Source organism: Hydrogenophaga pseudoflava (assembly GCF_031020795.1).
Taxonomy (GTDB): domain Bacteria; phylum Pseudomonadota; class Gammaproteobacteria; order Burkholderiales; family Burkholderiaceae_C; genus Hydrogenophaga; species Hydrogenophaga pseudoflava_A.
The window spans coordinates 338,943-353,279 of sequence record NZ_JAVHJP010000003.1; the positions used below are offsets into that span (position 1 = coordinate 338,943).

The 14,337-nt window shown below is 67.2% G+C and carries 15 protein-coding genes; 3 read left to right on the top strand and 12 right to left on the bottom strand.

Annotated features, from left to right (window positions below):
• Window positions 1-15 precede the first annotated feature (15 nt).
• The 7 genes from RCO38_RS11225 to dusB form a co-directional block, all read right to left on the bottom strand.
• A complete protein-coding gene (locus tag RCO38_RS11225) occupies window positions 16-1,011 on the bottom strand; it encodes an SGNH/GDSL hydrolase family protein (RefSeq protein ID WP_308328395.1) in 996 nt (331 codons plus the stop codon).
• Window positions 1,012-1,015: 4 nt separating this feature from the next.
• A complete protein-coding gene (locus RCO38_RS11230; RefSeq protein WP_308328396.1) occupies window positions 1,016-2,851 on the bottom strand; it encodes a carbamoyltransferase family protein in 1,836 nt (611 codons plus the stop codon).
• Between the two features lie 3 nt (window positions 2,852-2,854).
• Window positions 2,855-3,007 (bottom strand): DUF5989 family protein, encoded by a 153-nt coding sequence (locus RCO38_RS11235; RefSeq protein ID WP_308328397.1) that lies wholly within the window; start codon window positions 3,005-3,007, stop codon window positions 2,855-2,857.
• Between the two features lie 8 nt (window positions 3,008-3,015).
• Window positions 3,016-3,432, bottom strand: coding sequence for an SxtJ family membrane protein (locus RCO38_RS11240; protein WP_308328398.1), 417 nt, complete (start codon window positions 3,430-3,432; stop codon window positions 3,016-3,018).
• Between the two features lie 151 nt (window positions 3,433-3,583).
• Window positions 3,584-5,182 carry a bifunctional phosphoribosylaminoimidazolecarboxamide formyltransferase/IMP cyclohydrolase gene (purH, locus tag RCO38_RS11245; protein WP_308328399.1) on the bottom strand — a complete coding sequence of 533 codons (1,599 nt, stop codon included), beginning with the start codon at window positions 5,180-5,182 and terminating at the stop codon, window positions 3,584-3,586.
• Window positions 5,183-5,231: 49 nt separating this feature from the next.
• Window positions 5,232-5,468, bottom strand: a complete 237-nt coding sequence (locus RCO38_RS11250) for a helix-turn-helix domain-containing protein (RefSeq protein ID WP_308328400.1) — start codon at window positions 5,466-5,468, stop codon at window positions 5,232-5,234.
• Entirely contained in the window at window positions 5,465-6,505 is a 1,041-nt protein-coding gene (gene dusB, locus RCO38_RS11255) for a tRNA dihydrouridine synthase DusB (protein ID WP_308328401.1), read from the bottom strand. Before dusB ends, RCO38_RS11250 begins: the two co-directional genes overlap by 4 nt.
• A 142-nt stretch (window positions 6,506-6,647) precedes the next feature.
• On the opposite strand from dusB, the gene RCO38_RS11260 reads away from it, so the two are divergent.
• Window positions 6,648-7,130, top strand: a complete 483-nt coding sequence (locus tag RCO38_RS11260) for a YqaA family protein (protein WP_308328402.1) — start codon at window positions 6,648-6,650, stop codon at window positions 7,128-7,130.
• 34 nt (window positions 7,131-7,164) lie between these two features.
• Complete coding sequence (locus tag RCO38_RS11265; protein WP_308328403.1) at window positions 7,165-8,340, top strand: MFS transporter; 1,176 nt, start codon at window positions 7,165-7,167, stop codon at window positions 8,338-8,340.
• Here the strand turns inward: RCO38_RS11265 and RCO38_RS11270 are convergent.
• Window positions 8,322-9,131, bottom strand: coding sequence for a helix-turn-helix domain-containing protein (locus tag RCO38_RS11270; protein WP_308328404.1), 810 nt, complete (start codon window positions 9,129-9,131; stop codon window positions 8,322-8,324). The genes RCO38_RS11265 and RCO38_RS11270 overlap by 19 nt on opposite strands.
• A 144-nt stretch (window positions 9,132-9,275) precedes the next feature.
• Between RCO38_RS11270 and RCO38_RS11275 the strand changes: the two genes are divergently transcribed.
• The gene (locus RCO38_RS11275; protein ID WP_308328405.1) at window positions 9,276-10,958 is read left to right on the top strand and encodes a tannase/feruloyl esterase family alpha/beta hydrolase; all 1,683 of its coding nucleotides are present in this window, start codon (window positions 9,276-9,278) and stop codon (window positions 10,956-10,958) included.
• 15 nt (window positions 10,959-10,973) lie between these two features.
• Here the strand turns inward: RCO38_RS11275 and RCO38_RS11280 are convergent, their stop codons facing one another.
• The 4 genes from RCO38_RS11280 to RCO38_RS11295 are packed head-to-tail and all read right to left on the bottom strand — an operon-like array spanning window position 10,974 to window position 14,293.
• Window positions 10,974-11,783: an RNA pseudouridine synthase gene (locus tag RCO38_RS11280; protein WP_308328406.1), complete on the bottom strand. Its 810-nt coding sequence runs from the start codon at window positions 11,781-11,783 to the stop codon at window positions 10,974-10,976.
• Window positions 11,773-12,261, bottom strand: coding sequence for a hypothetical protein (locus tag RCO38_RS11285; protein ID WP_308328408.1), 489 nt, complete (start codon window positions 12,259-12,261; stop codon window positions 11,773-11,775). Before RCO38_RS11285 ends, RCO38_RS11280 begins: the two co-directional genes overlap by 11 nt.
• Entirely contained in the window at window positions 12,258-13,757 is a 1,500-nt protein-coding gene (locus RCO38_RS11290; RefSeq protein ID WP_308328409.1) for a TRAP transporter large permease, read from the bottom strand. Before RCO38_RS11290 ends, RCO38_RS11285 begins: the two co-directional genes overlap by 4 nt.
• Entirely contained in the window at window positions 13,754-14,293 is a 540-nt protein-coding gene (locus RCO38_RS11295; protein WP_308328410.1) for a TRAP transporter small permease subunit, read from the bottom strand. The genes RCO38_RS11290 and RCO38_RS11295 overlap by 4 nt, the downstream gene beginning before the upstream one ends.
• Window positions 14,294-14,337: the final 44 nt, after the last annotated feature.

Below are 14,337 nucleotides of genomic sequence, written 5' to 3' on the forward strand. Positions count from 1 at the left end.
CCGCCCGCGGCGACCTCAGGGCGCGGCGGGTTTGAGGGCGTCGGTGATCAGGGGCGAGAGGATCTGCGCGAGGTGCTCGTGCCCCTTGGCGTTGAGGTGGTCGTCGATGCGGTAGTAGTCCGAGCGCGAGAGCAGGGCCTGGCTGTCCAGCACCGCGACATCCAGGCCGGGAGCGTGTTGCGACAGAGCCGCCTCGAACGCCGGCTTGAAACCCGGGTGGTTGAACCCGAAGCCGCTGGATTCGAACACGATGAGCTTCTTGCCTTCGAGCAGCGAACGGTACCGCGCAACCACCTTCGCAAAATTGTCTGCCTCCCAGCGCATGTTGCGCGCCAGGCTGCGCGCCTCGAACCGGGCATGGCTCCTGTAGTCGCCCTTGAGGATGGCGTGCGCGAAGTCCAGCACCGGAGCGATGGGACCACGCGCCTTGTTGTCGTGGTAGCGGGCCTGCATGTGCAGCCAGCGCGAGTGCACCTGGGCCAGAAACTCCTCCCGCGTGCTCTCCACCGCGCGCTTGTTCTCATCCGCGTCGTTGTTGCAGAACTGCAGGACCACCACCTTCTCACCGCCCGTGTAGGCCTTGAGCGACTCCAGCTCGCGCAGGGTGGCGTACGAGGAAATACCCAGGTTCCTGGTCCGGAACTGGTACCGGGTGCGGAGAATGTCCGAAAAGGTCTCCGAGTCGTTGACGCCGAAACCCTGGGTGTGCGAGTCCCCGATCAGCACCACATCGGCGGGCGCTTTGGTGTCGGCGTTGCGGAACCCTTCCTCGTCGAACGTCATCACCGTCCGGTATTCCGGATTGTTCAGAACGCAGGGTCCCGGCTTGGCCTTGTAGCCGTACCCCTGGTCGGTCCACCGCATGCAGGGGGTTTCCAGGTTGCGCCACGACGCCAGGTACACCTCGCGAACCAGGGACGTGCCCAGCACGAGGTACAGACCACCACCGACGATGGCCAGCAAGGGACTCAGCAGCACCAGGTAGAACACCAGGCGCTTGCCTGCGGACAAGGTTTCAGTCGAGTTCGTAGGCATTGCGGTAGTCCCTCAGCAGCGCGGGGTTCTGGTCTTCCTTGCGCATCACGCAGTTGCCCACGGCCAGGAACTCGATGCCGGTGCCCATCAGGCAATGGAAGGCGTCTTCGGGCGTGCAGACAATCGGCTCGCCTCGGACATTGAACGAGGTGTTGACCAGCACCGGGCAGCCGGTCAGTTCCTTGAACCGCGAAATCAGGCGGTGGTAGCGAGGATTCGTCTCGGCATGGACCGTCTGGATGCGCGCCGAATAGTCCACGTGCGTGATCGCGGGAATGGACGAGCGCGGGACATTGAGCTTGTCGATGCCGAACAGCCGCTGCTGCGCTTCGGTCATCGGCGACTGCCGCTCCTTGGCCACGTCGGCCACCATCAGCATGTAGGGACTGTCCACATCGATGTCGAACCAGTCCTGCACATCCTCGCGCAGCACGCTGGGGGCGAACGGCCGGAAGGACTCCCGGTACTTGACCTTCAGGTTGAGCTGCTTCTGGACCGAGGGCGAGCGGGGGTCGGCGAGGATCGACCGGCCACCCAGCGCCCGGGGGCCGAACTCCATGCGGCCCTGGTGCCAGCCCACCGCGCAGCCGCGGGCCAGCGCGTCGGCCGTGGCGTCGATCAGGGCGTCGTCGTCGAGTGTGGTGAAGACCGCCCCGGCCTGGCGCAGGCGGGCCTCGATGTCGTCCTGCGCGAAGGCCGGGCCCAGGTACGAGCCGCTCATGGTGTCGGACGGGCCCACGGACCTGGGCTGGCCCAGCAGGATGTGGTACGCGCCCAGCGCCGCACCGATCGCGCCACCCGCATCGCCCGATGCGGGTTGCACCCAGATCTGGTCGAAGACCCGCTCGCGCAGCAGCTTGCCGTTGGCCACGCAGTTGAGCGCCACGCCGCCAGCCAGGCACAGGTTTCCCTGCCCGGTGCTCTTGCGAATGCCCTTAGCCAGTTTGATCACCACCTCTTCGGTGACCGCCTGGATCGAGGCCGCCAGGTCCATCTCGCGCTGCGTGAGCAGGGCCTCGGCCTTGCGTGCCGGCCCGCCGAACAGCTCGTCGAAGCGGCTGTTGGTCATGGTCAGGCCGGTGCAGTAGTCGAAATAGGCCATGTTCAGCCGGAACGAGCCGTCTTCCCGCAGCTCGATCAGGTGTTCCTTGATCTTGTCGGCGAAGCGCGGCTCGCCGTACGGCGCCAGGCCCATGACCTTGTACTCGCCGGAGTTCACCTTGAAGCCCGTGTAGTGGGTGAAGGCCGAATACAGCAGGCCCAGGGAATGGGGAAAGTGGATCTCGCGGTGAATGTCCAGGCTGTTGCCCTTGCCGATCGCGAGCGAGGTGGTGGTCCACTCGCCCACGCCGTCCATCGTGAGCACCGCGGCCTCCTCGAACGGGGAGGGGAAAAACGCAGAAGCCGCGTGGCTGTGGTGGTGCTCGGAGAAGAGCAGCCTCGCCGACCAGTCGACATCTGGGTCCAGCTGTTCCTGCAGTTCACGCACCAGCATGCCCTTCTGGAACAGCTTGTCCTTGATCCACACCGGCAGCGAAGTGGCAAAGCTCTGGAAGCCCCTGGGAGCAAACGCCAGGTAAGTCTCCAGCAGTCGCTCGAACTTCAGGAAGGGTTTGTCGTAGAAGACGACGTGGTCGATGTCCGCGGCCTTGAGCGACGCTTCCGCCAGGCAGTACCGGATGGCCTGCAGCGGGAATCCGGCGTCGTGCTTCCTGCGGGTGAACCGCTCCTCCTGGGCCGCCGCCACGATGCGTCCGTGCTGCACCAGACAGGCCGCCGAGTCGTGGTAGTAGGCGGAGATGCCGATGATGTTCATCGCTCAGAACAGGGTGTAGATCAGGGGCGCGATGACCGAGGTTTCCGCGGCGATCAGCAGCAGTCCCAGCAACACCACGATGACGATGATGGGTGCGAGCCACACCTTTTTGCGCGAGCGCAGGAACGCCCACAACTCCTTGACGATCTCCAGCATGTCCGACCTCAGAACTGATGTTTGAACGACTCGGGGCGGGGACCCGGCGGTCGCCGGTCCACCCAATACGAGCGTGCGGAAGGGTCCAGACGCAGCTTCAGCGCGTCCCGCCCCCGCAGGCGCATCACCCAGCCGACGGGGGTGATGAGAACGAAGAACATGAGGCCGAACACCAGCGGGTTGACCACCCGGCCCATCAGCCTGCCCAGCCCCATCCAGGCCTTGCTGAGAGGTGTCAGGCTGCGCGGCGCCCAGAGGGCCAGCGCGCCCATGCACAGGGCGCCCAGCAGCGCGGCCACGCTCCAGCCGATGACCGCATGACGCGTCTGCGCCACCACGGCACCGGCCGCACACAGCGCCATGGCCAGGAAACCGAACGAGCGGTTGAACGAATCGGAAGGAACAAAGGACGGAGCGTTGCGCATGACAGGACTGCTGGATCACGGGGCCGGGCCGTTCTGGCGCTCGACACCCCGTCACGACGGGTCCTGCGTTTGTATCCGTTGCAACTTATCTTGTTCTTAACAATGCAAAAGGGCTCCGAAGAGCCCTTTTGCATTCCGTTGAGACCAGACCTCAGTGGCGGAAGTGGCGCACGCCCGTGAACACCATCGCCACGCCACGCTCGTTGGCCGCGTCGATCACTTCCTGGTCGCGCATCGAACCGCCCGGCTGCGCCACGCAGGTCGCACCCGCGTCGACCACCACGTCCAGACCGTCGCGGAACGGGAAGAAGGCGTCGCTCGCGACGACCGTCCCCTGCAGCGACAGCTTGGCCGCCTCGGCCTTGATGCTGGCGATGCGAGCCGAATCGAGGCGGCTCATCTGGCCGGCGCCCACGCCCATGGTCATGCCGTTCTTGCAGAACACGATGGCGTTGGACTTGACGTACTTGGCCACCTTCCAGGCGAACAGCAGGTCCTGCAGTTCTTCCGCCGTGGGCTGCTTGACGGTGACGACCTTCAGATCGGCCAACGCCAGCTCATGGTTGTCGGCGGTCTGCAGCAGCAGACCCGAGCCCACGCGCTTGGCGTCCATGGCGTTGCGGCCCTGGTCCCAGGCGCTGGCACCGCCCTGAGGCAGGGCGATCTTCATCAGGCGCACATTGACCTTGGGCTTGAAGATCTCCAGCGCCTCGGCGGTGAAGTCGGGCGCCATCAGCACCTCGACGAACTGCTTGACCACGGCTTCGGCCGCCGCCTTGTCCACCGTGCGGTTGAAGGCGATGATGCCGCCGAAGGCGCTGGTCGGGTCGGTCTGGAAGGCCTTGGCGTAGGCCTCGTGCGCGTCCTTGCCCACGGCCACGCCGCAGGGGTTGGCGTGCTTGACGATCACGCAGGCCGGCGCCTCGAAGCTCTTGACGCATTCCCAGGCGGCGTCGGCGTCGGCAATGTTGTTGTAGGACAGCTCCTTGCCCTGCAGCTGCACACCGGTGACCAGCGAGCCAGGAGCCGGGTACAGGTCGCGGTAGAGCGCGGCCTGCTGGTGGCTGTTCTCGCCATAGCGCAGGTCCTGCACCTTGATGAAATGACCGTTGGACTGGCCGGGGAACAGGTTGCGCGCAGGCACGTAGCTCTCGGCCAGCTTCTCTTCTTCGAAGGTGACCGACGACAGGTAGTCGCTGATGGCGCCGTCGTACTGGGCGATGCGGTTGAAGGCGGCGACCGACAGCGCGAAGCGCAGCTTGTCGCTGAGCTTGCCGCTGGTTTTCAGCTCGCCGATCACAGCGGCGTACTGGCCGGCGTCGGTCACCACGCCCACGTCCTTCCAGTTCTTGGCGGCGCTGCGCACCATCGCCGGGCCGCCGATGTCGATGTTCTCGATCGCGTCGGCCAGCGTGCAGCCGGGCTTGGCCACCGTCGCTTCAAACGGGTAGAGGTTGACCACCAGCAGGTCGATGGTCTCGATGCCGTGTTCCTTCAGCGCAGCCATGTGCTCGGGCAGCTCGCGGCGGGCCAGCAGGCCGCCGTGCACCTTGGGGTGCAGGGTCTTGACGCGGCCGTCCAGCATCTCCGGAAAGTTCGTGACCTCGGCCACTTCGGTGACGGGCAGGCCCTGGTCGGCCAGCAGCTTGGCGGTGCCGCCGGTGGACAGAAGGGTCACGCCGAGGCCGTGCAGGGCCTGGGCGAATTCGACGATGCCGGTCTTGTCGGAGACGGAGAGAAGTGCTCGCATGGGATGTGCTCTGGGGAGGTTTGTAATTCGGGTGCCGGCGGCCAAAGGCTCAGTCAATGAGCTTGTGTTCCAGCAGTTTTTTTCGCAGCGTGTTGCGGTTCAGACCCAGCCATTGCGCGGCGCGCGACTGGTTGTTCTGCGACTGCTGCATCACGACTTCGAGCAGCGGCTTCTCGACCGCCTTGACCAGCATGTCGTGCAGGCCGGCGGGGTCGGTGCCGTTGAGGTCGCGGAAATAGCCTTCGATGCTGGCACGCACACAGTCGTGCAGGTTGTGGTTGCTCATGCTGCCAGTTTCCAGTCTTCTTGTATGAGGTGGTCTTCGCGCTGCCCGGCCTGGGCCCAGGCGTCGAGGCTGTCGCGCACACAGTCGAGCTGCGCCTGGGCGGTCGTGAGCGCGTTGACGCGCTGGCGGAAAGCCGCGGCCTCGCCCGCGGGCAGGGGCAGCGACTGGGCGTACCAGCCCAGATGCTTGCGCGCGCTGCGCACGCCGGTGTATTCGCCGTACAGGCTGTAGTGATCTTCCAGGTGATCGAGCAGCCACGACTTGACCTCCATCAGGTCGGGCGCGGGCAACGCCTGGCCGGTCGCCAGGAAGTGCGCGATCTCGCGGAAGATCCAGGGTCGGCCCTGGGCCGCGCGGCCGATCATGATCGCGTCGGCGCCGGTGTGGCGCAGCACCTCGGCCGCCTTGTGCGGGCTGTCGATGTCGCCGTTGGCGACCACCGGAATGCGCACGGCGCGCTTGATCGCAGCCACGGTGTCGTGTTCGGCAAAGCCTTTGTAGCCCTGCTCGCGCGTGCGCCCGTGCACCGTCAGCATCTGCACGCCGGCGGCTTCGGCGGCCTTCGCGATCACCGGCGCGTTCTTCACGTCGGCGCACCAGCCGGTGCGCATCTTGAGAGTCACCGGCACGCCGTGCGGCGCGGCCGCTTCGACCACCGCTTTGACGATCTGCAACGCCAGCGCCTCATCCTGCATCAGGGCCGAGCCGGCCCATTTGTTGCAGACCTTCTTGGCCGGACAGCCCATGTTGATGTCGATGATCTGGGCGCCGCGGTCGATGTTGTAGCGCGCGGCGTCGGCCATCATCTGCGCGTCGGTGCCCGCGATCTGCACCGCGATCGGCCCGGGCTCGCCGCTGTGGTCGGCGCGGCGCGAGGTCTTGAGGCTGTCCTGCAGCTCGGGCCGGCTGGTCACCATCTCGCTGACCGCATAACCCGCGCCCAGGCGCTTGCACAGCTTGCGGAACGGCCGGTCCGTCACCCCCGCCATGGGCGCAACGAACAGGGCATTCGGCAGGGTGTACGGACCCAGTTGCATGGCGATGGGAGAATGGTCTGGAGGGTGGGTGTCGCGGCGAAGGCGGCGTTGCCCGCGCGAAGGGATGCGCATTGTATCTGCCTGTTTTTTCAGCAGACGATATCCCGACCACTGGTTGCAACTCGATACCCACACCCCGCACATGCCCGATTGGCTGAGTTCCCTGTTGCACTGGCTGGCCATGCCCGAGGCGGGCCTGGGCGCGCTGCTGGTCGTCTCCTTCATGTCGGCCACGCTGCTGCCGGTCGGCTCGGAGGCCGCCCTGTTCGGCCTGCTCAAGCTCAACCCGGAGCTGTTCTGGCCAGCCATCGCGGTGGCCACCGTGGGCAACACCGCGGGCGGTGCACTCAACTGGTTCATTGGGGCTGGTGCCCACCGCGTGGTCGACCGCGCGCGGCACAGGCCCACCGAACTGCACGCACTGGACTGGCTGGAGCGCTTCGGCCCCAAGGCCTGCGTGATGGCCTGGCTGCCACTGATCGGTGACCCGCTGTGCGCGGTGGCGGGCTGGTTGCGCTTTCCGTTCTGGCCCTGCGTGGCCTGGATGGCCGTGGGCAAGCTGCTGCGCTACATCGTGCTCACGGCCCTGCTGCTGTGGGTGTTCCCTGGGGGACTGTCGCTCTGACCGGCGGCACCACCGGCCCGCGATACTGCTTCCGATGTCCCATCCTCGTTCCGACAGCCGCCCGGCGTCCGCCCTCTGGGCCCTGATGACCGGCAATTTCGTGATCGGCACCGGCGTGATGGCCGTGCCAGGCACCCTGCCGGACATCAGCCACTCGCTGGGGGTCAGCATCCCGCAGGCCGGTCAGCTCATCACCGCCGGGGCCATCATGATGGGGCTGGGCGCACCGCTGTTCGCTTCCCTGGTCGCCGGCTGGGACCGGCGCCGCCTGCTCACCCTGAGCCTGCTCTGGTACGCGCTGCTCATGGGGCTGAGCGCGCTCGCCCCCAGCTACCTCAGCCTGCTGCCGCTGCGCGTGCTGGCCGTGGTCGCGCCGGCCGTCTTCACGCCACAGGCCGCCGCCTGCATCGGCCTGCTGGTGCCCGAGGCCCAACGCGGGCGCGCCATCGCCTTCGTGTTCCTGGGCTGGTCGGTGGCCTCGGTGATGGGCATGCCGCTGTCGGCCTGGATCGGCGGTGTGCTGGGCTGGCGCTGGGCGTTCGCGCTGGTGGCGCTGCTGGCCGTGGTCAGCGCCGCCTGGGTCTGGCGCGCCATGCCCGACGGCGTGCGGCCGGCGGCCCTGTCGCGGGAGGCCTGGGGCCGGACGCTCGGGTCCGCGCCGCTGATGCTGGCGCTGGGCGTCACCCTGCTGTCCTCGTTCGGGCAGTTCACCCTCTTTTCCTACTTTGCGCCCTATCTGCAGCAGACGCTGTCGGCCGGCGCGGCCGCGCTCTCGCTGCTGTTCCTGTGGTTCGGCGCTTTCGGCCTGCTCGGCAACATCGCGCTCACCCGCTGGGTGGACCGCCTGGGCGCGCCTCGCGCCGTGCTGACCGCCCTGCTGCTGATGGCGGTCAGCCTCGCCCTGTGGCCGGCCGGGCGCGCGGGCCTGGTCGCACAGGCGCTGGTCATGGTGCCCTGGGCGCTGGGGTGCTTTGCCAGCAACTCGGCGCAGCAGGCGCGCCTGGTGCATCTCTCACCGGTGCTGGCACCGGCGTCCGTGGCGCTCAACACCTCGGCCATGTACGCCGGTCAGGGCCTGGGGGCGGCCCTGGGCGGCGCGCTGATCGCGCAGGGCCACATGCTGCAGCTGCACTGGGTCGGGCTGGCGCTGATGCTGCTGGCGATCGGTGTCAGCCAGCGCGCTGCCAAGGTTCAGTCGCGTCCAGCCTGACGGCAATCCACAAAGGCCCTGGGCGCCAGCATCTCGGTCGGCAGCAGATCGAAGTAGCGGCGAATCGCCCGGGAAGCGTGCGAAGCATCGTAGAAACCGCCGGCACCGACCAGCTCGGTGGCGCTGTGCGCCTCGCCACGCTGCTGTGCCTCGCAGGCGCCGACGGCCACCTGGTAGAGCCGGACCCACGACTGGTAGCTCGACAGCGTCATGCCCACCCGCTGGCGGAACAGCTTGCGCACGTGCTCGGCCGACAACCCCAGTTCCGCAGCCACGGCGGCAGGGTCCGCACGCCCCTCACCCCGGCGGTGCAGGCGCTCACGCAAACCGGCCAGCCGGGCATCCAGCAGTGCAGCCCCCGACTGCGCCAGCACCTCGGCCAGCACCTCCCCCACACAGCGTCCGACCAGGGCGGCAGACACCCCGCCGGTGCACAGCGCCGGCAGATCCATGCCGTGGCGATCCATCAGACCCGCATCGGGCCACGGCGCCACGCCGGCTTGCGCCAGCCGTTGCAGGCCGGCGCCCGCAGCGGACAAGGGATCGGCATACAGAAAGGCCATCGCCCTGGGCCGGGCCATGCCACTCCACGCGCCGCCCGCATGCATGAACAGCGGTGCGCGGACCTCACCACCGTTGCGCAAGGTGAGCGTGGCCGGCCCCGGTCCGGAACCCCACACCAGCGCGGGCGCGACGTTCTGGGACAGGTTGAAGCGCAGCGCGGGATCGGCGTACATCAGCCAGTCGTGGCCCAGGTAAACCACCCCGGCAATGGCGTGTCCGTCCGGCATCGGTGATTACCCGCGGTTCCCCGCGGCGTACAAGACGCCGGGAAACCCGATTCCTAGCATGGGCCACGCCCGTCGCACCGTGGCAACCGCCCGGGCCGCCCCGGCAGCGCGCGAGCGAACCCCACTTTGCAAGGAAGCACGATGATGAAACATTCATTCAGCATAAACCCGGTGGCGCCTCAAGGGCGCCGTGTCCTGATCCTGAGCAGCCTGCTGCCGGGCGCTCTGCTGCTGGCCGCCTGCGGCGGCAGCGACGAGCCACCACCACCCGCGTCGCGTCCGCTGGCCCAGTCGTGTGCGTCGTATGTGCCCAGCAAGCTGCCGGTCAACGCCCGCTTCGAGCGCACCGAGTTGCGGAAAGCCCAGACCGTGAACGAATCGCACTACGGCACCGGCGAGCCCATCACCCTGCCCAGGGCCTGCATTGTGCGCGGCACCATCGTGTCCGGCCCCCGCTCCACCATCCACTGGGCCGTGGAACTGCCGGAGGGCAAGGACTGGAACGGCAAGACCATGACGCTGGGCGGCGGTGGCTTCGACGGCTTCATCCCCACGGACGACCCCTGGCACGTGAAGTACGTACAGACTGATGCAGCGCTGCCGTTCGTGCGCATCAGCTCCGACTCCGGCCACCAGACGGAAGACTTCGCCTGGGGCACGGACCCGGTGGCCCTACAGAACCACGCCCAGGAAGCCAACCACCTGGCGCTGCAGGTGGGCACGCACATCGCCACCCAGTTCTACGGCAAGGCCCCCACACGGCGCTACATGGTGGGCCACTCCAACGGCGGCCGCTCGGGCCTGATCGCCGCCGACCGCTACCCCAACGACTACGACGGCGTGCTGGCCATGTCGCCCGCCATCAGCCAGCAGGCCCATCAGGTCAACATGGGTGACTTCAACCGCTGGATCTACGGCCGCAACGCGGACGGCAGCGTGAATGCAGCCGTGCCCGCGCAGGCCCACTGGATCAGCCCCGCCAAATCGGCCCTGTACGCGGCCGCCGAGATCGCGGCCTGCGACACGCTGGACGGACTGGCCGACGGCATCATCGGCAACGTCGAGGCCTGCACCTACGTGCCCGCCGACCTCAAGTGCGCGGACGACGTGGCCGGCATCCAGGACGACAGCTGCCTCACCTCGGGCCAGATCGAGGCCATCCGGCTGAACTACGCCGACAAGAGCGTGCCCCTGCCCCTGGCCAACGGCATGACCGGCTATGAACGCTACGGTCGCGGCGGCGCCGCCACCGGGGACTGGCAGGTCTACGCGTTCGGCTTCGAGTACGACGGCGACTTCCTGCGCAAAGGCTTCAGCTACATCGCCCCCACCTCGGTCATCCAGGCCCTGACAGGCTCTGAAACCGCCGACTCCATGAACCACGACCCGCTGAGCATGGGCGCGAAGTGGCAGGCACTGTCCCGCACCATGGAGCCTTCGACCGACCTGGGCCGCTTCGCCCACCGCAGCAAACTGCTGGTCTGGTACGGCCTGGCCGACACCTGTGTCTCGGTGTACCGCACCGCGTCCTATCTGGACCAGGTGCGCCAGAGCAGCGGCAACGCCAAGTTCGACCGCTTCGCGCGGTTTGTCACCTCGCCGGGTGTGGGGCACGACCTGACGGGCCCGGGAGCGGCCAAGGCCGACCTCATCACAGCCCTGGTGGAATGGGTGGAAAAAGGCATCGCACCGGACCATCTGGTGGCCACCGGCACCTCCGACGCAGGCACGTTCGAGCGCCCGCTGTGTCCCTACCCCAGCTTTCCGAAGTACAAGGGCAGCGGCGACACCAACAAGGCCAGCAGCTTCACCTGCTCGGTGAGCTGACGCGACAGTGGCGCCTCAGAAGCGTTCGTAACCCAGCAGGTAGCGCCACTGCCCCACCGGCAACCCAGCCAGGGCAATGCGCCCCAGCCGCAGACGCCGCAGCGCGGTCAGCTTCACACCCGCGCGCTCGCACAGGTGCGCGACCTGGCCCGGCATGTTGCCCTTGATCGCCAGCCGCAGCCGCAGTTCGCTCTGCCAGCTGGCGCGCGCCGTCGGCACGGCCCAGCCGTCGAAGAACGCAGGTTTGCCCAGCGACCTGAGCACTTCATCGCGCCGGGCCTCGCCCTCCAGCGCCGGGTCGGCCGCCACCTCGGCCAGCCACTCGTGCTCCAGCTGGGTCGCGTCCTCAGTCATCTTGCGCGCCACACCCGGGTTCTGGGTGAACACCATGAGGCCACTGGACAGCTCGCCCAGCGGCGCCACGGCCAGCAGCTTGTGGCGGTGCGCCTTGAGCGGTCGCACGCCCGAACGGTCGCCGGCAAAGCGCAACTCCGGGGTGAACCAGCGTGCGGCGATGTCGTCGGGAAGAAACGGTGCCTCGGGCAGGACATGCCCCGCCGGCTTGTGCCAGATCAGCGTCACCGAGGCCAGCGATTCGAGCCTGGCCTTCGGATCGAGCGTGACGACCTGATCGTCGCGCACCCGCTCCATGGGCTCCTCGACCACCGTGCCATCCACCCGCACCCAGCCGCCAGCGATGTAGCGTTCGGCGTCGGCGCGCGAGCAGGGCAGCTGCGCCGCCAGGCGTTTGGCCAGGCGAAGGCCTCCAGGGTCGGTGTTCCCGGTCGCCACACCCTTGCCTGTCGACCCCGCTTCATTCCCCATTCTGAGCTCCTCGGATCCGGCGATTGTGACCGCCTTCCTCGGGAACCCCCTGTCCGTGCACCAACACATCCAGAACCTGCAGCACCGCGGGATCGGCAGCGTGGAAGCTCAGTTGGCCCAAACTGCGTGTGCGCACCACCAGACGGGGCGCCACCAACGCATCCAGCGGCCGCCACCGCAGCAGCTTCACCTGGGCAATGTCGCGCAGCGGAATGCTTGTGCGCCACAGCCAGCCCTGCGAGAGGTGGTCCCCGTCAATCGCCGTGGTGCTGAACAGGATGAGAAGGTAGTTCCAGACCACGACCCCGACAGCCAATGCGCCCAGCCACCTCAGTTCGGACGCCAGGGACATGCCGGCCAGGGCTTCGCGCGCCCCCCAGGCGCAGTACAGCAGCCCTGCCATGGCCGCGGTGGCCAGCCACTGCATGGTGCGCGGAAACGAGCGCCCCCGCACCGGCCCGATGGGCTGCGACCTCACTTCCCGGGCTCCGTCGGTGTGGCGGGTGCCATCTCCTGCAGCAGCCTCTCCGTGTTGGCCGCGTCCTCTTCTTCGAGCTCGTGTCCGACCTCGGGCATGACCACCTGATCCAGGTCAATCACCTGTTTCTCGTCCAGGAACACCGTGACGGTCTGCGGCACGAAGATCACCACCACCACCAGCAGGATCTGCAGCATCACGAAAGGAATGGCCCCCAGGTAGATGTCGCGCGACTGCACCTTGCGCGACAGCGCTCCACCCTTGAACAGCGAGTCGGAGATGCCTCGGAGGTAAAACAGCGCGAACCCGAAGGGCGGATGCATGAAGCTGGTCTGCATGTTCACGCACAGCAGCACGCCGAACCAGATCAGGTCAATGCCCATCTTGTCGGCCACCGGCCCCAGCAGCGGCAGGATGATGAAGGCGATCTCGAAGAAGTCGAGAAAGAAGGCCAGGAAGAAGATAAAGATGTTGACGACCACGAGGAAGCCGGTCTGGCCGCCTGGCAGGTTGCTCAGCAGGTGTTCGATCCAGACCCCGCCGTCGACGCCCAGGAACACCAGCGAGAACACGCGCGATCCGATCAGGATGAACACCACCATGGCGGTGATGCGCATGGTGCCGGTCATGGCCTCGCGCACCAGGGCCCAGGTGAGCCGGCGGTGCATGGCGGCCAGGATGAACGCGCCAGCCGTTCCCATGGCGCCGGCTTCCGTGGGCGTGCAGATCGCGGTGGAGATGCCAGGCAGCCCCCCCATGCTGCCGAGCACGGCAAAGATGAGCACCGCCGACGGAATGATGCCGCGCAGGCACTGCTTCCACAGCGCCCATCCGCTGGCGGTGCGCGCCTCCAGCGGGATGCCAGGCAGCGCGTTCGGTCGCAGGCGCGTGAGCACGAAGGTGTAGGACAGGAAGATCAGCACCTGCAGCACCGAAGGCCCCCAGGCGCCCTTGTACATGTCGCCCACCGAACGGCCGAGCTGGTCGGCCATCACCACCAGCACCAGCGAAGGCGGCACCAGCTGGGTGATGGTGCCCGACGCTGCGAGCACACCGGTGGCGTAGCGCATGTCGTAGCCGTGGCGCATCATGATCGGCAGTGAGATCATGGCCATTGCAATCACCTGACCGGCCACGGTGCCGGTGATGGCGCCCAGGATGAAGCCCACCACGATCACCGAGTAGCCCAGGCCCCCGCGCGTGGGGCCAAACAGCTGGCTCATGGACTCCAGCAGATCTTCGGCCAGGCCGCACTTCTCCAGGATTGCGCCCATCAGGGTGAAGAAGGGGATCGCCAGCAGCAGGTCGTTGGAGAGAATGCCAAACAGGTTGAGCGGAAGGTTGCCCATGAACGAGGCCGGAAACCACCCCATCTGGATGGCGTAGAAGCCACAGGCGAGTCCGAGCGTTCCCAGCGAGAAAGCCACCGGAAATCCGATCAGCATCACGAAAATAAGACCCGCAAACATCAGCGGGGCAAAGCTCGCCATGTTCATTGCAGCGGCCTCTCGTAGTGCGTGTCCATCTCGTGCAGATGCATGAGCCATCCCAGCCGCTTGATGATTTCGGACACCCCTTGCAAGGCCACCAGCCCCATTCCCAGGGGAATGGTCAGCATGGCGGGCCAGCGGATCAGCCCCCCCGCATTGCCCGACATCTCCTGGCTCTCGATCATCTTGATGAGCAACGGCATGGCCATGTAGCCGATGTACAGCGTCATGGGCAGCAGGAAGAAGCACAGGCCCAGCAGGTCCACCACCACCTTGGCGCGGGTCGGGTACAGGCCGTAGAAAATGTCGACCCGCACATGCTCGTTGACACGCAGCACCTGGGCCGCGCCGAACATCACGCACACCGCGAACAGGTACCACTGGACCTCCAGGATGGCATTCGATCCGTAGTTCAGGGTGTAGCGGACCAGCGCGTTGACCGCGCTGATCGCGCAGGCGGCCAGGATGGCCCACTTCGCAACCACGGCAAAGCGGTCGGTGAAGGCGTCGATCCGCCGGGCCAGTGCCAGCAGGTGTTTCATGCCGATGTCTCCTCGTGAATGAGGGCGTGGTTCGTCGCCCGCCC